The 20364-nt window shown below is 62.4% G+C and carries 17 protein-coding genes; 5 read left to right on the top strand and 12 right to left on the bottom strand.

Going from position 1 to position 20364, the window contains the following annotated elements:
- Window positions 1-50: 50 nt before the first annotated feature.
- From ACFQ2F_RS07365 to ACFQ2F_RS07345, 5 genes are all read right to left on the bottom strand, one after another.
- Window positions 51-905, bottom strand: coding sequence for a universal stress protein (locus ACFQ2F_RS07365; RefSeq protein WP_379087925.1), 855 nt, complete (start codon window positions 903-905; stop codon window positions 51-53).
- 19 nt (window positions 906-924) lie between these two features.
- Window positions 925-2409, bottom strand: a complete 1485-nt coding sequence (locus ACFQ2F_RS07360; protein WP_379090636.1) for a SulP family inorganic anion transporter — start codon at window positions 2407-2409, stop codon at window positions 925-927.
- A 240-nt stretch (window positions 2410-2649) separates the two neighbouring features.
- Window positions 2650-5001 carry an FdhF/YdeP family oxidoreductase gene (locus tag ACFQ2F_RS07355; RefSeq protein WP_379087922.1) on the bottom strand — a complete coding sequence of 784 codons (2352 nt, stop codon included), beginning with the start codon at window positions 4999-5001 and terminating at the stop codon, window positions 2650-2652.
- Between the two features lie 270 nt (window positions 5002-5271).
- Window positions 5272-5727 (bottom strand): MEKHLA domain-containing protein, encoded by a 456-nt coding sequence (locus tag ACFQ2F_RS07350; protein WP_379087919.1) that lies wholly within the window; start codon window positions 5725-5727, stop codon window positions 5272-5274.
- Between the two features lie 59 nt (window positions 5728-5786).
- Window positions 5787-6539, bottom strand: a complete 753-nt coding sequence (locus ACFQ2F_RS07345) for a creatininase family protein (protein WP_379087916.1) — start codon at window positions 6537-6539, stop codon at window positions 5787-5789.
- A gap of 297 nt (window positions 6540-6836) precedes the next feature.
- Here ACFQ2F_RS07345 and ACFQ2F_RS07340 point away from each other — a divergent pair, with 297 nt between their 5' ends.
- On the top strand, window positions 6837-8276 hold the full coding sequence (locus ACFQ2F_RS07340; protein WP_379087914.1) for a glutamine synthetase: 1440 nt from the start codon (window positions 6837-6839) through the stop codon (window positions 8274-8276).
- A 12-nt stretch (window positions 8277-8288) separates the two neighbouring features.
- On the opposite strand, the gene ACFQ2F_RS07335 is transcribed toward ACFQ2F_RS07340, so the two are convergent.
- A complete protein-coding gene (locus tag ACFQ2F_RS07335) occupies window positions 8289-8498 on the bottom strand; it encodes a hypervirulence associated TUDOR domain-containing protein (RefSeq protein WP_379087911.1) in 210 nt (69 codons plus the stop codon).
- A gap of 572 nt (window positions 8499-9070) precedes the next feature.
- On the opposite strand from ACFQ2F_RS07335, the gene ACFQ2F_RS07330 reads away from it, so the two are divergent.
- Window positions 9071-10378 carry an ATP-grasp domain-containing protein gene (locus ACFQ2F_RS07330; protein ID WP_379087909.1) on the top strand — a complete coding sequence of 436 codons (1308 nt, stop codon included), beginning with the start codon at window positions 9071-9073 and terminating at the stop codon, window positions 10376-10378.
- A gap of 227 nt (window positions 10379-10605) precedes the next feature.
- Window positions 10606-11571, top strand: coding sequence for a zinc-binding metallopeptidase family protein (locus ACFQ2F_RS07325; RefSeq protein ID WP_379087906.1), 966 nt, complete (start codon window positions 10606-10608; stop codon window positions 11569-11571).
- A gap of 145 nt (window positions 11572-11716) precedes the next feature.
- Here ACFQ2F_RS07325 and ACFQ2F_RS07320 read toward each other — a convergent pair whose 3' ends face one another.
- The 4 genes from ACFQ2F_RS07320 to ACFQ2F_RS07305 form a co-directional block, all read right to left on the bottom strand.
- Window positions 11717-12106 (bottom strand): DUF983 domain-containing protein, encoded by a 390-nt coding sequence (locus tag ACFQ2F_RS07320; RefSeq protein ID WP_379087901.1) that lies wholly within the window; start codon window positions 12104-12106, stop codon window positions 11717-11719.
- 141 nt (window positions 12107-12247) lie between these two features.
- Window positions 12248-12664 carry a pyridoxamine 5'-phosphate oxidase family protein gene (locus tag ACFQ2F_RS07315; RefSeq protein WP_379087898.1) on the bottom strand — a complete coding sequence of 139 codons (417 nt, stop codon included), beginning with the start codon at window positions 12662-12664 and terminating at the stop codon, window positions 12248-12250.
- Window positions 12665-12776: 112 nt separating this feature from the next.
- Entirely contained in the window at window positions 12777-13217 is a 441-nt protein-coding gene (locus ACFQ2F_RS07310; RefSeq protein WP_379087895.1) for a YybH family protein, read from the bottom strand.
- Between the two features lie 112 nt (window positions 13218-13329).
- Window positions 13330-15504: a sensor domain-containing phosphodiesterase gene (locus ACFQ2F_RS07305; protein ID WP_379087892.1), complete on the bottom strand. Its 2175-nt coding sequence runs from the start codon at window positions 15502-15504 to the stop codon at window positions 13330-13332.
- Between the two features lie 274 nt (window positions 15505-15778).
- Between ACFQ2F_RS07305 and ACFQ2F_RS07300 the strand changes: the two genes are divergently transcribed.
- Both ACFQ2F_RS07300 and ACFQ2F_RS07295 read left to right on the top strand, forming a co-directional pair.
- Window positions 15779-16726 (top strand): aldo/keto reductase, encoded by a 948-nt coding sequence (locus ACFQ2F_RS07300; protein WP_379087889.1) that lies wholly within the window; start codon window positions 15779-15781, stop codon window positions 16724-16726.
- 21 nt (window positions 16727-16747) lie between these two features.
- Window positions 16748-18061 carry an NTP/NDP exchange transporter gene (locus ACFQ2F_RS07295; protein WP_379087887.1) on the top strand — a complete coding sequence of 438 codons (1314 nt, stop codon included), beginning with the start codon at window positions 16748-16750 and terminating at the stop codon, window positions 18059-18061.
- A 6-nt stretch (window positions 18062-18067) separates the two neighbouring features.
- Here the strand turns inward: ACFQ2F_RS07295 and bchE are convergent, their stop codons facing one another.
- Together bchE and ACFQ2F_RS07285 are read right to left on the bottom strand one after the other, a co-directional pair.
- Window positions 18068-19588 (bottom strand): magnesium-protoporphyrin IX monomethyl ester anaerobic oxidative cyclase, encoded by a 1521-nt coding sequence (gene bchE, locus ACFQ2F_RS07290; RefSeq protein WP_379087884.1) that lies wholly within the window; start codon window positions 19586-19588, stop codon window positions 18068-18070.
- Window positions 19589-19644: 56 nt separating this feature from the next.
- Window positions 19645-20346 carry a di-trans,poly-cis-decaprenylcistransferase gene (locus ACFQ2F_RS07285; protein ID WP_379087881.1) on the bottom strand — a complete coding sequence of 234 codons (702 nt, stop codon included), beginning with the start codon at window positions 20344-20346 and terminating at the stop codon, window positions 19645-19647.
- Between the last annotated feature and the right edge of the window lie 18 nt (window positions 20347-20364).

Genomic DNA, 20364 nt, shown 5'->3' with positions numbered 1-20364 from the left:
CTGGAACGCGAGGGGAAACCCAAACAAACCGAAGCGCTTAATGAAAACGGCTACCGCAGCAGCAGGACCGGCACGTGAACTGTGCGGACCATGGCGGTGGTCGTGCTGCCGACGATGAACGCCCGGAAGGGCGAATGGCCGTACGCGCCCATGATGAGCAGCGCGTCGTCGACCGTGCCGAGATACTCGGCGATCACCGCCTCGGCGGGGCCGTCGGCGAGATGAGTCACGGTCGCCGGCTTGCGGCCCGAAAGCTGGGAAGAGGCCTCTTCCAACAAGTCGCAATTCTTCGGGCTGTTCGACCCCGCAACGACAACATGGACCGCCAGCCCTTCGAACAGGTTCGAATTGGCCACGTAGTGCAGCGCACGGCGGGCTGCGGGGCTGCCGTCATAGGCGAGCACGGCAGATTTGGGCTCAAGCACGTGGCGTGAGGCGATCAGCACCGGCTTGGAGCTGCTGCGCACGACCCGTTCCAGGTTGGAGCCGATATGCTCGGAAGCGAAGTCACTGGAGGCGCCGCGCTTGCCGATCACCACGAGATCGGCGGTCTCTTCCTGCTCGACGATGGTGTCGATGATCCCGCCATGGCGATGGACCTGATGGATGTCCGAGACGCCCGCCTCGTTCAGCGATTTCTCCGCCGCGTTCAGCAAGGCCCGCCCCTGCTCGATGGCGGCCTTGCCCGCCGCCTCGTCGATCCGGGTCAGCTCTTCCAGAAGCTCGCTCTTCACGCCGAGCCCGATGGCCCCGCTGAGATCGTTGCGGGCGCTCGCCGAATCCTTCCGCTGGATGACGTGCAGGAGCTCCACCGCCGCATCGAGCCGCTTGGCCGCCCAGGCGGTCAGCGCGCAGACGCTGTTCGCATAGGTCGAAGCATCGATGCAGGCCAGAAGTCGCGTCATCTCATTCCTCCCCTAAAGCTCAGTGCCCAGCCGGTTGATCGGCCGCGCCCGGCTTGTCGTGGGTGGCATAGCGCCCGACGAGCGTCGCGCTTGCCGCGTTCAGCCCAACCACTTCGACACTCGCACCCTCGCGCCGGAATTTCAGCACCGCCTCGTCCAGGGTGCCGACCGCAGAGATATCCCAGAAATGGGCCTGAGACACGTCGATCACGACCTTATCGAGCACTTCCTTGAAATCGAACGCGTCCACGAAGCGCTCGGTGGAAGCGAAGAACACTTGGCCGATGATGCGATAGGTACGACAGGTCTCGTCCGACGATAGGTCCGAGGTGACCGTGAACATGCCGCGCACCTTGCCGGCGAAGAACAGTCCGGACAGAAGCACCCCCACCAGCACGCCTTGCGCCAGATCGTGGGTCCACACGACCATGACGACGGTCGCCAGCATCACGACGGAAGACTGCCAGGGATGGATCTTGAGGTCTTTGATGGAGCGCCAGCTGAACGTGCCGATAGAGACCATGATCATGACGGCCACGAGGGACGGCATGGGGATCTGGCTCACCAGTGGTCCCAGCACCACGATCAGGAAGAGCAGGAACGCGCCCGCCACGAAGGTCGAGAGCCGACCCCGGCCGCCGGACTTAATGTTGATGACCGACTGGCCGATCATGGCGCAGCCGCCCATTCCGCCGAAGAAACCGGTCACGAAATTGGCAATGCCCTGCCCTTTGCATTCGCGGCGCTTGTCGCTCGGCGTATCGGTCAGATCGTCGACGATCTGCGCCGTCATCATGGATTCCAGCAGGCCCACGGCCGCCATGGTCAGCGAGAACGGAAAGATGATCTGCAGCGTCTCGAAGGTGAGCGGCACTGCGGGAATGGCGAAGTACGGCAGCGTTGACGGAAGCTGGCCCATCTCGCCCACCGTGTTCACATCGAGCCCGCCATAGATGGCGACCACCGTCAGCACAACGATGGCGATGAGCGGCGACGGCACGATCTTCGTCAGATACGGGAACAGGTAGATGATCGCGAGCCCGGCAGCGACCATGGCGTAGGTGATCCAGGTCACGCCCGTGAGCTGCGGCACCTGGGCGATGAAGATCAGGATGGCGAGCGCATTCACGAAGCCCGTCACCACCGAGCGCGACACGTATTGCATCAGGAGATCGAGGCGCAGAAAGCCCGCGATCACCTGCAGGATCCCCATCAGGATCGTGGCCGCGAAGAGATATTCGACGCCGTGATTCTGGATCAGCGGCGCAACAAGCACCGCCACCGCTGCGGTCGCAGCCGAGATCATGCCCGGGCGACCGCCGACGAAGGCCGCGATCACCGCGATGGAGAAGGACGCGTAGAGACCAACCTTGGGATCGACGCCCGCGATTACCGAGAAGCCGATGGCCTCCGGGATCAGCGCGAGCGCAACGACGATACCGGCGAGGATATCGCCGCGCAGGTTGGAGAACCAATCACGGCGCAGCGCGGCGAGGGAAAACATCTGCAAGAACAGCCAAATCTAAAACTACGCACCCCCGGCACATAGATGCCGCGATCCGCAACGCGAAATAGGCGCGGAATTGAAGCGCGTGACAATTTGAGAAGACGCCCAGCCGGGCCACCCGGAAACCCCGAGTCCGTGCGAAAACGCTACCTACCGGAGATTGCGGCAAGGGTGCATGTGCCACGGCGTCGCGTCACTCAGGACACGCGCCATGGCACATGAAGGCGGAACGCGCCTTTATTCTGCTGGGACCAGCTCAGGCCCCTGCCCTTCGACGACAGTCTCTGGTGCCGCACCAGGCGTCATGGCGACGACCTTCACGGGCACGGATTTTGAGGCCGGCGTGTTGCTGCGCTCGTCACGATGGGACAGCGCGAGCAGCGGGTTCGTCTCCGGATAATACGCACCACAGCAGCCCTGGGGCATGTCGTATTTCACGACCTTGAAGCCACTGACAATCCGCTCGATGCCGTCGTCGGCCGCCGCCTCGAAGGTGATCATGTCGCCTTCGGAAAGCCCGCGCTCTTCCATGTCGCGCTCGTTCATGAACACCACCATGCGGTCCTCCTTGATGCCGCGATAGCGGTCGTTCAGGGAATAGACGGTCGTGTTGAACTGGTCGTGGCTGCGCAGCGTCATGAGCTGCAGATGGCCGGAATCGGGCACCGCATCGTCGGAATCCTTGAGCGCCGGATTGAACAGGAAGTTCGCCTTGCCCGTGGGCGTGTTCCAGACGCGCTCCGATGCGCCGTTTGGCAGGCGGAAGCCGCCCGGCACCATAAGCCGCTCGTTGAAGTTCTCGAACAGGTCGGGGAAGACCTCTTCCATCTTGTCCCGGATGCGGTCGTAGTTGGCGACCAGCCCGTCCCAATCGATCTCGGCACGATCGGCGACCGTCTCCTTGGCAAGGCCGGCGATGATCCAGGGCTCCGAGCGCAGGTGCTCGCTCGCCGGCTTCAGCATGCCGGTGGAGCCGTGCACCATGGAGAAGCTGTCTTCGACCGTAATGGTCTGCTTGCCGCATTCCTGCTCGTCCAGCTCGGTGCGGCCCAGGGCGGGAAGGATATAGGCGCGCTTGCCGTGGAGCAGATGGCTGCGGTTGAGCTTCGTGCCGACATGCATGGTCAGGCCGATATCCTTCACCTTGGCCGTCACCCGCTCCAGGTCCGGAATGGCGCGGAAGAAATTGCCGCCCATGCCGAGGAAGACGTCCACGTCGCCGCGCAGAATCGCCTCGCAGCACTGGGCCGTGTCGTGACCCCACTCCCGCGGATTTTCGAAGCCGAACACCTCGTCCATCTTCTTCAGGAACGGCTCCTTCGGCTTCTGGTAGATGCCGACCGTCCGGTCGCCCTGGACGTTGGAATGACCGCGGATGGGACAAGCGCCCGCGCCCGGCCGCCCCATGTTCCCGCGCAGGAGCAGCATGTTGATGATCTGCTGCATGGCGTCGCCGCCGCGGCGGTGCTGGGTGATGCCCATGCCCCAGCAGCAGATAACATTCTTGGCCTTCATGTAGATCTCGGCGGCCTGCTCGATCTGCTCGCGGGTGAGCGCCGTGTAGAGCTCGATATCCGCCCAGCTAAGCTCGCGGACGTAATCGGCGAAAGCCTCAAACCCGTGGGTGTGCTCCTCGATGAAGTCGACATCGAGGATGCGCTCGCGGCCCGCAGCTTTGGCGGCATCGTCCGCCTCGACCACGACCTTGCAGATGCCCTGCATGGCGAGAATGTCGCCGCCGGTCCGCACCTGGAAATAGTTGGAGCTGATCCGCTGGGCCTTGCCGGTCAGCATCTCCCGCGGGCTCTGGGGATCGGTGAAGCGGACAAGCCCCCGCTCCTTCAGCGGATTGAAACTGACGATCGGCACGCCCTTCATCGCCATCTCGTGGAGATAGGACAGCATGCGCGGGCTATTGGTTCCGGGGTTCTGGCCGATGATGAAGAGCGCGTCGCAATGCTCCCAATCTTCGAGCGTCACCGTACCCTTGCCGATGCCGATGCTCTCGGGCAGCGCCACGGTGGTCGTCTCGTGGCACATGTTGGAGCAGTCGGGGAAGTTGTTGGTGCCGATCAGCCGGCCGTAGAGCTGCCAGAGGAAGGCGGCTTCGTTGGAGGTGCGGCCCGAGGTGTAAAGCTCGACGCGGCTCGGATCCTGCTCGCGCACGTATGAGCCAATTTCGGTGAGCGCCGTATTCCAGTCGACCGCCTCGTATTTGTCGGTCTCCGGGTTGTAGCGCATGGGATGGGTGAGCCGGCCCTGATCCTCAAGCTCGAAATCGCTCCAGGTCAGAAGCTCGGTCACCGTATGCTCTGCAAAGAACTCCGGCGTCGTGCGCTTCTTGGTGGCCTCCCAGGCCACGGCCTTCGCGCCATTCTCACAATACTCGGCGATCTTCGGCTTCTTGGGATCGGGCCACGCACAGCTCGGACAGTCAAAGCCGCCGGGCTTGTTCATGGAGAGCAGGAGCTTGTTGCCCTTCACCAGGATCTTCTGCCGGCTCAGCTGCTTTTCGGCGGCGTTCACCGCACCCCAGCCACCCGCGGCATGATCGTCGTGGTCGGATTTCCGATCTTTGTCAGAAGCCATATTCTTTTTCCCTATTGGGTTCTTCGTTCGGACGAGCGGCGCGCCCGTTCCTTCAGGGGGCTGCCGCTCGGAAGCGCTGCCCTTGCGAACCGAAAACGAGTTTCCGCGACAGGCCGCGCTCGCGCGCCTCATTACCGGTCACGTAAGAGCGATCGCCTAGCGCACCAAGTGCCGCGCGTCAAAAAATATCATTGATTTCAATATCTTATCAGGCGATAGGAAACGCCGATGCTTAGCGCTAAGGGCAGCAAAAGATAAGAGAAACGGGCCTTAGACGTCCGTCCAGCGGGCGAAGGTCGCCGCCTGGCCGCAGAATGTGCCGGCGTCGTCGATGAGCTGCCAGATCACCCCGTCTTCGATGAAGAACCGCCTGCCCGACTTCGCGATACGGATTCCGCGATAGCCCCGCCCGAAGCCGTCGCGCGCTACAGCTTCGAGCAGACGCTGACGCTCGCCCCGCTCCGGCGCTTCCGCCGAATAGCGCGAGGGGAGGCCCACGATCTCGTCCCAGCCCATCTCGAAGCAGCTTTGGGCCGTGCGATTGCCGTAGACGAAACGGGGATCGTCGTCGGTGTTGTGGGCCAGCACGGCGAAGGGCGCGTCTTCATAAAGCCAGCGCGCGTCCCGACCCGGCACGACCAGATCCGTACCCACCAGACGGCGATAGCTTCCGGTCAGGAGGTCGAAGAATGCGGAATCGAGCGGATCGGCCATAACCGCGAGCATTGCCCCAGAACCGCCCGCGAGCAACCACCCCGGAGCAACTGCCCTTACGACTTCTGCCCTTACGCTTTCGGCCCTTCGGGAAGCGTCGGCCAGTCTTCGGCGAGCGCCGTTTCGAGCCAGGCGGCCAGGTCGGAGACAATGGTCTCCACCATCATCGCGCCGTCCTCTTCGGTGGATTCGCTCGGGCTCCCCACAACGCCTGTCGGTGTCGTGGCCGGCATTGCGTAGGAGAAGTGCGTGCCCGGCGTCACGTCCGCTACATCGAAGCTCTCCTCCATGCGGACCATTTCGGGCCTCAGATGAAGCAGGACCGATGTCTCGCCCCGATTGGCATGGATGTCGGCGCCATCCCGGAAATAGAGCTGGCCGACCCGGGGCGAGATATCCCACAGCCCCATGGTGGCGAACCGGGCCTCCGGAAATTCGTAGCGAAGCTGCAGGATCGCGCTCTTCAACGGTGCATCGTTGGTGCCGTGACCGGAGAGGAACAGCAGCTTGGTGATGCCGTTCGCGACGGCCCAGCGGCCGAGCTCCACGATGACGTCGATCATGGTCCCCGGATGCAGCGAGAACGTGCCGGTCCACTTTTCCGTGTGACCGAGGGAGCAGCCATAGGCCAAGGCGGGCAGCGCCAGGACGTTCGCCCGCTCGCATGCCAGCTGCGCAAGGGTCTCCGCGGAGATCGTATCGCAGCCGCAGGCGAGATGGGGCCCATGCTGCTCCGTCGCGCCCACCGGCAGCACGGCCAGATCGCGCCCGTCGGCGATCATCGCTTCAATCTCGTTGCTCGTCAGAAGATCCCATCGCGCCATTGTCGCCTCGTCTGTTGCTCTGCTCCGGATCGGCCTCTGCCGGACCGTGAAGCTGCAACCACCATGCCACGCGGATCGGCCTCAGAACGATGAAAACGCGAGGAAACGTTGAAGTGCGGGCTGTTAATTGTTCAATTAATAAGCAGCGGACGCACAATCCTTGCGCCCTTGCCGTGGGCAAACGGCCGCGTCCCAGCCAGCTGAGAGAAGCAAGCACACTGAAACACGGGCTACCCGCGTCCTTCGCGGCGCTGGCCTCCGACTTGCAACCCGGATCCCCGGATGGAAATGGCGGAGTTGAGCGACCCATCGCTCAAGGTCACCGCAAAGCAAGGGGGATTGCCCGTGAACGATCCGGAACGCGTCAAAGCACTTCATCGAGAGCTCGTCGAGACAGGCGTACAATACTGCTTCGCCACCTATGTCGACGTGCACGGCGTGCCGAAGGCCAAGGCCGTGCCGATCGCAAGCTTCGAGAAGATGTGCGCCGGCTCCGAACTCTTCACGGTCGGCGCCATGGACGGCATGGGGTTGATCGGCCCGGAGAAGGACGAGTGCGCCGCCGTCCCGGATCTCGACAGCTGCACGATCTTTCCCTGGGACAAGCGCTATGCGTGGTTCGCTTCCGACCTCTGGTATCACGACTCGCCTTATAAGAATTGCAGTCGGGTGATCCTCAAGAAGGCGCTGGCGAAGACGAAAGAGGCCGGGTTCGGCATGAATCTCGGCGTCGAGACCGAGTTCTATGTCCTGCGGGCGACGGAGGACGGCACCGCGCCGCTCGCCGAACGGCCCCATAAGGGCCCCTGCCCGGCCTATGACGTGCACCAGACCGTGCAGTCCATGAGCTATCTGGAGCGCATCGTCGAGGCGATGAATACGCTCGGCTGGAACGTCTATTCCTTTGACGCCGAGGGCGGCCAAAGCCAGTACGAGCTGGACTTCGCCTATGCCGACGTCCTGACCATGTGCGACCGGCTCGTCTTCTTCCGCTTCATGGCGAAGACCCTGGCGCAACAGATGGGGCTCGTGGCGAGCTTCATGCCGAAACCCTTCGCAGGCGATTTCCGCTCCGGCGCTCACTTCAACATGTCGCTCTACGACCAGGCGAGCGGCGAGAACCTCTTCGCCGGAAACGGCGGGGACTTAGCCGCCAAACACGGCATCCCCTTCCCCGATCTCGGCTACCATTTCGTGTCCGGCATCCTCGACCATGCCAGCGCCATCACGGCCGTGACCTGCCCCAGCTTCAACTCCTACAAGGGTTTGCTGGCCCAAGGCGAGATGGCCGATATGAGCTGGGCGCCGGTGCTGCGCGCCTACGGCAAGAACAACCGCTCGGCCATGATCCGCCTGCCCATGAACCGCCCTTGCGTGGAGAACCGGGCGCCGGACATCTCCTGCAACTTCCATCTCGGCGCGGCGATCACCCTGATGGCGGGGCTGGAGGGGATCGAGAAATCCGGCGACCCCGGCGATCCCATGAACGACAATCTCTATCTCCGCCTCGGCAAGCCGACCGCGTCCGACACGTTCGAGACCGAGACAGGCACCGTGCGCCGCCTGCCTCGCACCCTGTTGGAAGCGCTGCAGGCGTTCGAAACCGATCCGATCGCCGTGGAAACCTTCGGCGAAGAGATGCGCGATATCTATCTGGGCTGGAAGCTCAGCGAATGGGAGCGCGACTATTACCGGGTCGAGGAGCCGGAGCGCCAACGCTTGCTGGAAGCCATCTGAGCTGAGCACACACTAGCGCTTGGTCAGCGCGTCGGGCTTGTGGACCGCCTCTTCGCCGGTCTTGTCGCTCCTCACGACATATTGGGGATCGTCCGGGCTGGGCTTTGCCACGTGACCTTTGATCTTCGTCTTCGAGGTGACCTTCTCGATCACCTCGCCGGTCGTGGTGCCTTGCGCGGTTTCCCAGCTCACCTTGTCGCCGGGTTTGAATTCGTCAGACATGGATCCTTCACGACAAGCGGTCGTGTCTCAGTTTGAAGTTTAGAAGGTCGCCCGTGGACGCGTTGACCACGCTCCTCATGGTATTCTGACTGAAGATTTTCCTCTGTTGGCTGTTATTCTCTTAGGATCTGTGGAAGGTTGCTGAGGAATACCAGGTAAAAGATCGCGCGGAACGAGGCCCTACCTTACGACGTTGGGCAATTTTGCTGGTTAAGCGGCGCGCGATATCTTTCGGGTGGGAATTAGCTTGATCCACAGATAGGAAGCACCTGCGTTTAGGAGGTGCCCGCGTTCCAAATCACCCCGCCCGTCTGCGGAGTGATAACGGCTGCTATCGAGCATAGACGGACGCGCCTTCACCCGCGTCTTCAGGAGGTTAAGATTGCCGCGGCCATATATCTGACGCTTCTGAAGATAGTGCCCTGATGAGTGTGCATTAGCGGCGGGGCACGGGCTCAAGATCACTTGCAAGGGGGGCAGCCAAGCGGACCACGTCAGTGGGAACGATCAACGCCAAGAACGGAAACGCAAACAAAGTACCGCGAATTTTTCGCGTGTAAGGAGGACATCATATGTCGAAAGAATCAGCGGCTCCGATCACCAAGGATGTTTCGGGCTGGACCGATCCGACGCTGGACTCAGTGCGGGGAACGGAAACACCCAAGGATCCGGACAAGGGGTACATCGCCTTGCTGGGCTGGAGCGTGAATGCAATCAAGGCCGCCCAGAAGTTTGATCGCCGTTACGTGGTCGTTGCGCCCGAGTGGGCCGCAGACTATTGCGCAGCGAATAATGTTCCGTTCATTCCGTGGGACTTTGCGCGCCTGAACGATCGATCATTGGAGATTGCTCAGCGGCTCAAAGACCAGGGCGTCGACGTGGCGATCCCCCTGTTTGAAGAAACTGTCGAATGGTCGGGTGCGATCAACTCAGTCCTCATGGACAAGCCGCGCATGTATAGTCAATCCATCCTGTTTCGGGACAAAGCATTGATGAAGCGCCGTGCCCAGTTGGGCGGTATACGCGTGGGGATTTTCGAGGAAGCGCACGAGAAGGACGACGTCGTCCGCTTCATGAAGCGCGTCAACCAGACGCTGCTCAAACTTGAAGGCGATCCCGATGACCCGATTCACGTCAAGGCCTTCGACAAGGCCGGCTGCCTCGGTCACCGCATGATCCGAGATATCGAAGATATCGATAAGATCCCGGACGAAGAATATCCGCTACTGATGGAAAGCCACCTCGATGGTTGGGAATTCGCGGTCGAGGCTTGGATTCATGACGGTGAGATCAAGTTTCTGAACATCTCCGAGTATGTGACGCTGGGTTATTCGGTCTTTGTGCCCGCCACCAGTGAACTGGAAAGCTGGCGCAATGCGATCACCAAGCAGATCGAGAAGCTGATCAAAACCTTCGACATCAAGTTCGGACTGATTCACCCGGAATATTTCGTCACCTCCGATGGTGAAATGTACTTTGGTGAGATCGCCTATCGCCCGCCCGGATTTAAGGCGTTCGAGCTGATTGAGCGCGCATACGGCTTCAACGCCTACCAGGCGTCCATGCTTGTGTTCGACCCCAAGAGCACTAAAGAAGAGGTCGATAGCTTTTTCCCCAGGGAAGTCGAAGATGCCAAGGGCTACGCTGGATGCTTCGGCGTCTACCCGCGCCGTCGTGTGATCAGCAAGCTGGAAATGCCGAAAGAAACCACTGAGCATCCGTATTTCGAGTCTCACGAGCTCGTCGAACCCACGGAGGAAATGGTGCCGGATCGCCAGGCCTTCGGCACGCATTGGGGTTTGGTGTTCTTCTTTGGCGACGATCCTATCAAGATGCGGGATCTGCTAAAGGAGCAGGAAGAGCTGGACTTCTACGTTTGATCACATCTCCAACCACACGGCATCCGATGGGCGCCGGAACAATATGACCAGAACCGTCATTGGGAGCCAGGGTGCCTCCGGTGACGGTTGGGGGTATTGTCGAGCTGTTGGTGACCGATTGTGATCCACCGGCAAACGCCAACTCAAACCCTGTCAACAACTCGGCATAACCCTTTCCAATCTGATTGGATTGAGCCGGACTAAAACTCTTCGGAAGCTTGTCTTGCATGCGCGTTTTTTCTAATCCGGTCGGGCCCGCCTCGCTGTGGTTCAACAACCTTTCCACTGCGGACGGGACCCCGGTCGCATATGATCCCCAGGCGCGCGCGTTCATTACGACGCCGCCCTACTGCCGGAACCGCGATATCATCGGGTGCAACTGGATCGCACCAGAAGAGGGTGCTTTCTGCCGATCCTGCGCCATGACTGCCTTGGCACCGGATCCTGAGATTCCCAATGTCATGCCCAACTGGGCGAAGGCCGAGGCCGCGAAGCGGTGGGTCCTCGACAATCTCGGCCGCTGGAACTGGTTCCGCCCGGAAGATCCGGGCGCGCCTCCGGTGTTTCACATGCTGGGCGATGGCCCTACCCCCGTCGCCATGGGGCATGTGGATGGCGTGGTCACCATTGCTGTGGCCGAGGCCGACGAGATCTTGCGGACAACCCGCCGCGAAGCGCTGGATGAGCCTTATCGCACCATGATCGGTCATTTTCGCCACGAGATTGCGCACATGCTTTGGTGGCGGCTCAGCCAGCGCTCTGACTTTCTCGATGCGTTCCGGTCGGTGTTCGGAGACGAACGGGAAGACTACACCGCCGCGCTAGAGCGTCATTACGCCGATGGACCTCCAGCGGATTGGGGGTCGAACTATCTGTCCATCTACGCTTCTACACATCCCCATGAAGACTGGGCCGAGACCGCCGCCCATGTGCTGCACCTGACCGACATAACCGACAGCTTGGTCTCTGCGGGCTTTTCATCGCCGGAACTGCCACCCCCCGGCTGGGATCCCTACGCGGAACCGAATGCAGAGCGCCTGATCCGCGCCGCAGTCTCGATCATCATGGGGATTAACCACGTCAATCGCTCCATGGAATTGCCCGACATTTACCCCTTCGTGCTTTCGGATGCCACTCAGCGCAAGCTTAGCTTCGTGCATGAGTGGCTCCGCAGGGGGGCTCAGGGACGGTAACGCTGCGATGTCGGATTACGACCAACCGTGGTGAAGCTTTCCGGCGCCGCCCGTGAAATAATGAAGGGCCGGCAGAGCCCCGCCGAGTGCATTGGCGTACGCAAGGTGCAGCGAGGACTATCTCGACCCCCGCGTGCCGTCAGCCCTAAGCCTCGTCGGGCTGGACCAGCTTTCCTTCCTCCGCCTTGTGGTAGTACTGGCTCGCCACGAGCCAGGCCTTCAAAGGTCGAAGCGGCGGGATGCAGGTGAGCAGCAGAAACGGCACCGACGTCACGAGATGGACCCAGTAAGGCGCCTGGAAGGCGATCTCGATCCAGACGGCCAGCATCACCGCCGGCACACAGCCGAAACACATCACGAAGAATGCCGGGCCGTCGGCCGGATCGGCGAAGGAAAAGTCGAGCCCGCAAACGTCGCATTCCTTCCGAAGCGTCAAAAAGCCTTTGAAAAGGTGCCCTTTTCCGCAGCGGGGACAGCAGCCGCGAAGCCCCACCCAGATCGGTGATAACGGCGGATAGTCCTTGGTTTCCGGCATTTGCTGCCCCTTCCCGCGTTTCCCTTTGCGCCTTATGCGACTCGGCGCTGCCTAATATCCGGGCAGCCAAGCAACCCAGACGCCACCGGTCAAGCGGCTGCAATGTCGCTTCTCGGGCAAGCTCGCGGGGAAAGAGAGGCCTCAGATCTTGATCTCGCCGTTCTCCTCACCGTCCCAGTAGTGGACGCGAGCGGCATGGACCTTGATGAGCACCAGGCCCGGCGTGTCGATCCCATCCTCGAACCAGTCGTCGACGCTGGGCGCCCAATGGGCCTTGAACGTCTCCTTGTCGCGGATCAGCTCCGCCTCGCCGGCGACCGCGACGAAAAACCTGTCATCGCCGTGGAAGGTCAGGCCGACATTGGGGTTGTCGGCGATCTCGCTCACCATGTCCGTCTCGTCGCTGGTGAAGTAGTAGCTGTCGCCGTCATACTCCACGTCCTTGTTGTTGCTCATGGGACGGGAGGCGATGCCGCCATCTGGCGCCACCGTGGTGAGCATGGCGAAATCGATCTCTTTCATGCGCTTGGAGAGTTCGGCGAGGGATTTGGTCGACATATGGGACTCCTTTGAATTCAGGAGCCCGTTGAACGCAAAGCGGGGCGCGATTGTTCACGCCCCACCTTACGCAATGTTGCCTGGATCGGGCGCCGGGCCCAGACCCTGCGCGCTAGTTGAAGATATGCAGCCGCGCGAGATAGTTGCCGTTCTCCTGAAGCTTGAAGACATGGGTCAGGAGACCGTTCACCTCCGTGGGCTCGCCATCCTCGCCAGGCGCCATGACATGCCACCGGCCCGCGGCGATAATCGTGCCGTCGCGTGCTTCGACGATCTCGATCAGCTCGATCTTGTGATCGGTAAGCCCCGCCTCGAACAGCCCGTCGAAGAACTTGGCGATACCGTCCTGCTCGATCACCTCATGAGATGAGGGCAGGAACATCGCGTCGTTCGTGTACATCTTGGCGATCGCCTCGCCATTCTGCGCGTTGAACGCCTTGTCGAACGCGGCGTACTGCCCCTCGACAATCTGCTTGAAGTCTTCCGCGTGGGCCGGGACGCTCACCATCGCCAGCATGGCGAAGGCGGCAAAAATCCGAAATGTATTCAGCATCCAGTCTCCTTTAGAAAAAATGGCTTCGCTTCTCCAAGCGGTAACATACGACCCCGCCGCCGAGTTCAACCAGCCTCGAGGAAAGTCGGATCACTATTAAGAGTCCGGCCCCTCAAGCCGCCCGGGCAGCGAGGAACTCAGCGGTGAATTGGGATGCCGGCATCGGGCGTCCGAAGAGATAGCCCTGGGCTTCCTGACAGCCGGCCGCATCGAGGGCCACGCGCTGCGCTTCCGTCTCGACACCTTCGGCAATCACGTCCAGCCCGAAGCTCTTGCCCAGATAGATCACCGCCTTCACCACGGCCGCATCTTCCTCGTCCACCGTGAGGTCGTGTACGAAGGAGCGGTCGATCTTCAGCCGGGTGACGGGATAGCGCTTCAAAAGGCTCAGCGAGGCATAGCCGGTTCCGTAATCGTCGAAGGCGAGCCCGACGCCTATGCGCCGCAGCTCCCGCAGCAGCGCAAGGGTCCGGTCGTCGTTTCGAAGCAGAATATTCTCGACAAGCTCCAGCTCGAGGGCTTCGGGGGGAAGACCGCTTTCGGCCAGGGCGTTCTGGACGCTCGTCAGAAGACGTCCCGATCGGAATTGGGCGGCGAACAGATTGACGCCCATGCGGAACCCCGGCGACTGCCTCCGCCATTTGACCGCCTGCATACATGCCTGGCGCAGGATCCATTCGCCGACATCGGCAGCAGTCGGCTTCTCACTCAACACCTCCAAAAAGGCGGAGGGCGGGAGAAGCCCCCGCTCGGGATGGTTCCAGCGCAACAGCGCCTCGGCGCCCGTGAGCTGCTTTGTCCTGGTCGCGACCTGGGGCTGATAGAAAAGCTCGAATTCGTTTTGCTGAAATGCCCGCCGAAGCTCCCGCTTGAAGATGCGCCGCACCACGGCGGCCACGCGGAAGGCAGGCTGGAAGAATTCGTAGCGGTGCCGTCCGGCGCTCTTCGCCCGATAAAGCGCAAGGTCGGCGGCGCTCATCAGTTCGTCCGCCTCCTCGCCGTGCAGCGGCGCAAGCGCAATGCCGATGCTCGCGCCAAGCTCCACTTCCTTCCTGGCGACAACGTAGGTGCCGCAGAGGGCCTGCAGCAATTCGTCGGCCAAGGCCCTGATCTCACCGATGCAATTGCCCGGCATCTGAACGGCGAACTCGTCGCTGCCGAGGCGCGCGACGAGCTTCGCGCCTTTGGCCACCGCCTGCACCCTTCCCGCCACTTGGCGCAGCACGAGATCGCCGCCCGACCGGCCGAGGGAATCGTTCGTCTCTTTGAAGCCGTCGAGATCGATCAGCAGCAGCGTGGCGGGCTGCCCGGCGCCCAGCGTCTCGCTCAAGAGGTCCATGAAAGCGCTTCGATTCGGTAGATCCGTAAGCTGATCCACCATGGCCAGCTCGAACAGCTTCTCTTCATGAGTCCGCCGCTCGGTGATATCGCGCACGATGGCGCCCACGCTGGTCCGGCCGCTCTCCTGCCAGGTGGACAATGAGACCTCCGTGGGGAACACGGTCCCGTCCTTTCGCAGGCCCGAGAGCTCTATAGTACGGTCGGCAAGGGTCATGGGGACGCCCGTCTGCAGACGGCGAACCTCGTCTTCGTAAAGCTCGCGCCAGCTATCGGGGATGAGAATGTCCGCGGTCTGCCCGACCATTTCCTGTGCCGTGTAACCGAACAGTCTCTCGGCGGCGTCGTTCCAGAAGGTCACCCGTCCGTCTTCATCATTGCAGATGATCGCATCCGGGGACGTGGCTGCGATATTGGCGAACCGCGTCGCGTTCACCTCCTCCGCAGCCTCAAGCCGCCGCATCTCCATCTTGTCCATCGCAAGCTTCGCAAGCGCCGTCAGGTTCTTCCGGTCCTCTTTCGTGAAGCACTCGCGCGGGGCCGTATCGATGATGCAGAACGTGCCGATCTTCTCGCCGTTCGGGGCGCGCAGCGGCTTGCCGGCATAGAAGCGGATGTAAGGCTGTCCCGTGACCAGCGGATTCGCCGCGAAACGCTCGTCCTTCTTCGCGTCCGCCACGAACAGAATGTCGTCCTGCATGATCGCATGGGCGCAGAAGGAGACGGTCCGGTCGGTCTCGCACACATCCAGGCCAAGCCGCGCCTTGAAGAACTGCCGGTCCTGTTCCAGAAGAGAAATCAGAACGATAGGCACGCGGAAGATCCGCGCAGCAAGCGCCACCAGCCGGTCGAACTCCTCTTCCGGCGGCGTATCCATCAGATGATACTCGGCGAGCGCCTGGAGGCGGGCTTCCTCGCTCTCGGGCATCGGGTAAGGCATCGTCGTCATGCCCAACCGGGTATCCGCCAATCGTTAAAAATCGGCAATCTGAACGGGAAAAATACGCATCATTGCGGGCGTGCAGGGCGCGCCTGCGACACGTCCTGCATCGCCCTCATCGCCGCAGGAGAATCGCGAGAGCTGCAGCCGAAAAAGGAAGACGGCGGCCGGCCCTCTGCAATTCTGCTGTATTTGTCGAAAACCATAGGCCTGCCTCCTGCGTATAGAACAGGAGGTGCACGCGTTTTGCGGACGATCGAACACAGCGGAAGGAGCGATTTCCATGCAGTCCCGCCGAGAGTTTCTGACCGCCGCGAGCCTTGCTGCCGGCGGCCTTCTCCTCTCCCCCAAGGCCCGTCTCTCGGCCTACGCGGCCGAGGTGGTGAAGCCGACCGAGCCCCCGACGGAGCCGCTGCGCAAGCGTGCCATCCCCGCGACCGGCCAGGAGGTTCCCGTCATCGGCGCCGGCACCTCGGGCAGCTACAACGTCGAGATCGGCTCGCCCCAGTTCGAAGCCCTGAAGGAGACCATCAAGGTGTTCTTTGACGGCGGCGGCACGGTCTTCGACACCTCCCCCAACTACGGCAATGCCGATGCGGCCCTGGGCGCCCTGCTGGAGGACGGCGGGTATCGCGACCGCTGCTTCCTCGCCACCAAGATCGCCGCCGACAGCCGCGAGGAGGCAGAAGCCCAATGGACCGGTTCCCTGAAGAAGCTGCGCACCGATCACGTCGAGCTGCTCCAGGTTCATAATTTGCGCGACTGGAGGACCCAGCTCGCCTATGCCCGCGAGCTGAAGGAGCAAGGCGCCACCAAATATGTGGGCATCACCCACTATCTCGATTACGGCCTGCCCGTGATGGAAGACATCATGCGCGAAGAGCCGCTCGACTTTATCCAGATCCACTATTCGGTGAATGCGCCCAAGGCCGCCGAGACGGTCCTGCCGCTTGCGAAGGAAAAGGGCGTCGCCGTCCTCATCAACCGCGCCTACGACGACGGGCGGCTGTTCGGTCAGGTGAAAGGCAAGCCCCTGCCCGACTGGGCCTCCGAGGTCGAAGCCACCTCATGGGCCCAGATCTTTCTGAAATTCGCCATCAGCAATCCGGCGGTCACCGCCGTCATCCCGGCGACGAGCAAGCCGACCCATCAGGCGGACAACCTCCATGCGGGCGTCGGACCGCTTCTGAGCGAGGCCCAGCAGAAAGAGCTGCTCGAGACCTTCGCTTAAGCACGCATTCCGGGGGACGTCATGGGCCATTTGGCCGAAAGCGCTGCCGGCCACCGGATCGCGCGGTTGCTCAACCTCGAACCTGGCGAGATCCCGGCCGTCGCCGGCGGCCTCGCCATGTTCTTCCTGGTCTTCACCGGCTACTTCATGCTGCGCCCGGTGCGCGAGACCATGGGCATCGCCGGCGGCGTTGAGAACCTTCAGTGGCTCTTCACCGGCACCTTCCTGGCGACCCTGGCCGCAATGCCGCTTTTCGGCTGGCTCGCCTCCAAAGCCTCGCGGCGGCGTATCCTCCCCTGGGCCTACGGCTTCTTCGTCCTGAACCTCGTGGGTTTCGCCGCGGCCCTGGCCATGCGCCCCGACGATATCTGGACCGCGCGCGCCTTCTATATCTGGCTCTCGGTCTTCAACCTGATCGCCATCTCGCTGGCCTGGAGCGTCCTGGCCGACATCTTTGTCACCGCCGAAGCCAAGCGGCTCTTCGCCATGATCGCCGGCGGGGCCAGCCTCGGTGGGCTCACCGGGCCGATCCTCGGAACCCTCCTCGTCGCACCCATCGGCCATTCCGGGCTGCTCGCCCTATCGGCGGTCTTGCTCGCCGGCAGCGCCATCGCAGCCATGCTGCTCTATCGCTGGCGCGACCGTCACCCGGTCGAGCATGCCGACGCGGTCAAGAACGACAGCCGCAAGCCTCTGGGCGGCAACCCGTTCGCCGGCGCCACGGAGGTCTTCAAGTCCGGCTATCTCGCGGGCATCGCCGTCTTCGTGGTGTTTTTGGCGAGCGTCAGCACGTTCCTCTATTTCGAGCAGGCGCGGCTGGTGGCGGAGAACTTCCCCGACCCCACGCGCCAGACCCAGGTCTTCGGCCTGATCGACACGGTCGTGCAGACCCTCTCCATCGTCACCCAGATCTTCTTCACCGGCCACATCGCCAAGCGGCTCGGTATCGGCGTGCTGCTGGTGGCCGTGCCGGTGCTCATCGCAGGCGGCTTCCTGTGGCTCGCCTTCTCGCCGGTCTTCGGCGTCCTCGCAGTCGTGATGATTGCGCGGCGCGCAGGGGAATACGCCCTCGTCCGCCCGGGCCGCGAGATGCTCTACACGGTCGTCTCGCCGGAGGAAAAATATAAGGCCAAGAACTTCATCGACACCGTCGTCTATCGCGGTGGCGATGCGGTGAGCGGCTGGGTGAAGCGCGGCCTCGATATCGTCGGCGACCCGTCCTTCGCCATGGTCATCGGCGCTGGCGTCGCCCTTGTCTGGGCCGGCATCGGCTTCGGCCTCGGCCGCGCGGAGAAGCGGCGTGAGCGAGATGTAGAAGGAAGCGCGGCAGCCTAATGCGGCTCAGGCGGCGCTTCGGACTGGACTCGCCACTCGCCCAACGGACATCGAATACTCTTCTGCATCCAGAGGGTCGCCCCAGAAGGCACCGAGGGTCGGCCCGTCTTTTGTCCGTCGCCGCAGGAAGAAATTGACGATCTCATAGGGCCAGACCCGGCGCCCCATTTGACTGTACCACCGCATGGCGTGGCGCAATCCAGGGTCGGGATGACAGTAGGTGCGCCACAGCGCCTTTGGCCGGCCCTGGAGCACCAGCTCGGTGAACTTCACCCATAAGAGCGTGCGCCATGCCGGCATGGTGCCGGTCGCTAGCACCTGATGCTTGTAGTCCCACCGCCGCCGGTCGGTCTGGATTACGCGCCGTTCCTCCGCAATCCTGAAGAAGGGCGTCCAGCGATGGGGCGTCACGTAGAGTAGCTGGATCTGGTCAGGATCGTAGGAGAGCAGCTGTCTCAACCCCCGCCAAAGATCCACGTCGGTCTCTTCCTCGAATCCGACCACCCAGGTCGCCATCGAAAGAATGCCGTGCTCACGCATCAGGCGTATGGCCTCACGGTCGGTCGAAGTCGCGGCGCCTTTACGGATGAGTTCGATCGTCTTGGCATCAGTCGTCTCCAACCCGAGCAGGAAACGCTGCCAACCTGCCTTCTTGTAGAGATGGAGGATATCGGCATCGCGCACGATATCGTCGGCCCGCGTCGAGCCCACGAGGATCACATCAACGTTCTCCGAGATCAGCGCTTCCAGGAAAATCTTCCAGGCCTTCTTGGACACCGTTGGATTCTCGTCCGCAAAATTAAAAACCTTGACCCCATGCTCCCGATGCAGTCGGGCGATCTCCTTGGCGAATAGAACAGGATCGCGATGGCGCCATCGCGTCCAGAACCCCCGCTGGCCGCAGTAATTGCACAGATGCGGACAGCCGCGGGAAAACTGCACCACGACGGCGCGCAGGCGCCCCCAGTAGCTGTAGCGCGCATGGTCGATCAGCTCCCACCCGACACGGTAGGAATCGAGATCCCGGATCACGGGTGCGGGGACGGTAGCGCACGGACCGAGAGGACCGCGATAGGCAATGCCTGCGATCCCGGCCAGGGACTCTCCGGCCTCTAGAGCACCGATGAGCTGGCGCGCCGTCTCCTCCCCCTCACCCCGCACGATCGCGGTAACCCAAGGTTCGGTGTGCAGGATCTCGTGCCAATGATAGGTCGGGAAGACCCCGCCATAGATGATGGCCGCATGGGGCAGGCGGTCGGCGACCCGGGCGGCAACGGCCGCGATGATCGGGTGTCCCGAGGTCGAGCCGGAATGGCCGAACAGAACCGCTTCTGGCTCGAAATCGACGATCCGATCCACCAGCTTTTCCAACGGCAGAGGTCCGAACTCGCCGTCGATCAGGCGGACATCGTGACCGTCGTCTATCAGAGGCCCGCCGATTGAGAGCAAACCAAGCGGCGGCAGGTGGTCGTCAGGGATCCGGCTGCCGATGGAGGGATGGGGAACGTTGACGAGAAGCACGCGCATGGAAATCGTCCTAGCAAATCGAGTTTCAGAAGAAGATGAACCGGGAACGCTTGCTCTCAGGCAGCTTGTGACTCCTGCGCCAGACCGCCGAAGCGCCGCTGCCGCCTGCCGAACTCGGCGAGCGCGGCGTTCAGCTCGTCGGACCCGAAATCCGGCCACATGCAGTCGGTGAAGAAGAGCTCCGCATAGGCACACTCCCAGAGAAGGAAGTCGCTCAGCCGCTTCTCGCCGCCGGTGCGGATCAAGAGATCCACATCCGGCGCGCCGTCGCCCGTCACGAGCCGACCGAAGGCCGCCCGCGACATGACGGTATCGGCCTGGCGCGCCGCCATCTGGATCGCGTCCCGCCCCGAATAATCGACCGCCACCCGCAGATGCATCCGCTCACACTCGGCGGTCGCCCCTTCGGCCCAGGTGATCCGGTCCAGCAGACTACGGGCGAGCCGCTCACGCCGCCCGATGAAGGAGAGCCGAATCCCCTGCCCTTTGAGATTGCCGACCTCTCGGTCGAGATAGCTCTGCAGGAGGCGCATCAGGACGGCGACCTCCGCATTCGGCCGGCGCCAGTTGTCGCTGGAGAACGCATAGAGAGTCAGCGTGCCAATCCCCGCTGCCTGCGCAGCATCGACCACCGACCGCACCGCCCGGACCCCGGCCTGATGACCGTGGCTGCGCGGCAGCCCCTGCTCTTTGGCCCAGCGTCCATTGCCATCCATGATCAATCCAACATGAAGTCTGCTCTGCAGTGCACTTTGCATTGTAAAGTCTCCTGGCAA

It is taken from the genome of Methyloligella solikamskensis (assembly GCF_042676065.1).
Classification (GTDB): Bacteria; Pseudomonadota; Alphaproteobacteria; order Rhizobiales; family Methyloligellaceae; genus Methyloligella; species Methyloligella solikamskensis.
Note: the sequence above shows the minus strand (reverse complement) of the source record. Positions and strands in the feature narration are given on the sequence as shown.

Coding starts and splice junctions, on each gene's coding strand:
- ACFQ2F_RS07310 (WP_379087895.1), bottom strand. CDS start 13,217: ATGCTGAATACATTTCGGATTTTTGCCGCCTTCGCCATGCTGGCGATG.
- ACFQ2F_RS07300 (WP_379087889.1), top strand. CDS start 15,779: ATGCAGTCCCGCCGAGAGTTTCTGACCGCCGCGAGCCTTGCTGCCGGC.
- ACFQ2F_RS07360 (WP_379090636.1), bottom strand. CDS start 2,409: ATGTTTTCCCTCGCCGCGCTGCGCCGTGATTGGTTCTCCAACCTGCGC.
- ACFQ2F_RS07345 (WP_379087916.1), bottom strand. CDS start 6,539: ATGGCGCGATGGGATCTTCTGACGAGCAACGAGATTGAAGCGATGATC.
- ACFQ2F_RS07295 (WP_379087887.1), top strand. CDS start 16,748: ATGGGCCATTTGGCCGAAAGCGCTGCCGGCCACCGGATCGCGCGGTTG.
- ACFQ2F_RS07305 (WP_379087892.1), bottom strand. CDS start 15,504: ATGACGACGATGCCTTACCCGATGCCCGAGAGCGAGGAAGCCCGCCTC.
- ACFQ2F_RS07330 (WP_379087909.1), top strand. CDS start 9,071: ATGTCGAAAGAATCAGCGGCTCCGATCACCAAGGATGTTTCGGGCTGG.
- ACFQ2F_RS07335 (WP_379087911.1), bottom strand. CDS start 8,498: ATGTCTGACGAATTCAAACCCGGCGACAAGGTGAGCTGGGAAACCGCG.
- ACFQ2F_RS07325 (WP_379087906.1), top strand. CDS start 10,606: ATGCGCGTTTTTTCTAATCCGGTCGGGCCCGCCTCGCTGTGGTTCAAC.
- ACFQ2F_RS07285 (WP_379087881.1), bottom strand. CDS start 20,346: ATGCAAAGTGCACTGCAGAGCAGACTTCATGTTGGATTGATCATGGAT.
- ACFQ2F_RS07350 (WP_379087919.1), bottom strand. CDS start 5,727: ATGCTCGCGGTTATGGCCGATCCGCTCGATTCCGCATTCTTCGACCTC.
- ACFQ2F_RS07365 (WP_379087925.1), bottom strand. CDS start 905: ATGACGCGACTTCTGGCCTGCATCGATGCTTCGACCTATGCGAACAGC.
- ACFQ2F_RS07315 (WP_379087898.1), bottom strand. CDS start 12,664: ATGTCGACCAAATCCCTCGCCGAACTCTCCAAGCGCATGAAAGAGATC.
- ACFQ2F_RS07320 (WP_379087901.1), bottom strand. CDS start 12,106: ATGCCGGAAACCAAGGACTATCCGCCGTTATCACCGATCTGGGTGGGG.
- ACFQ2F_RS07355 (WP_379087922.1), bottom strand. CDS start 5,001: ATGGCTTCTGACAAAGATCGGAAATCCGACCACGACGATCATGCCGCG.
- bchE (WP_379087884.1), bottom strand. CDS start 19,588: ATGCGCGTGCTTCTCGTCAACGTTCCCCATCCCTCCATCGGCAGCCGG.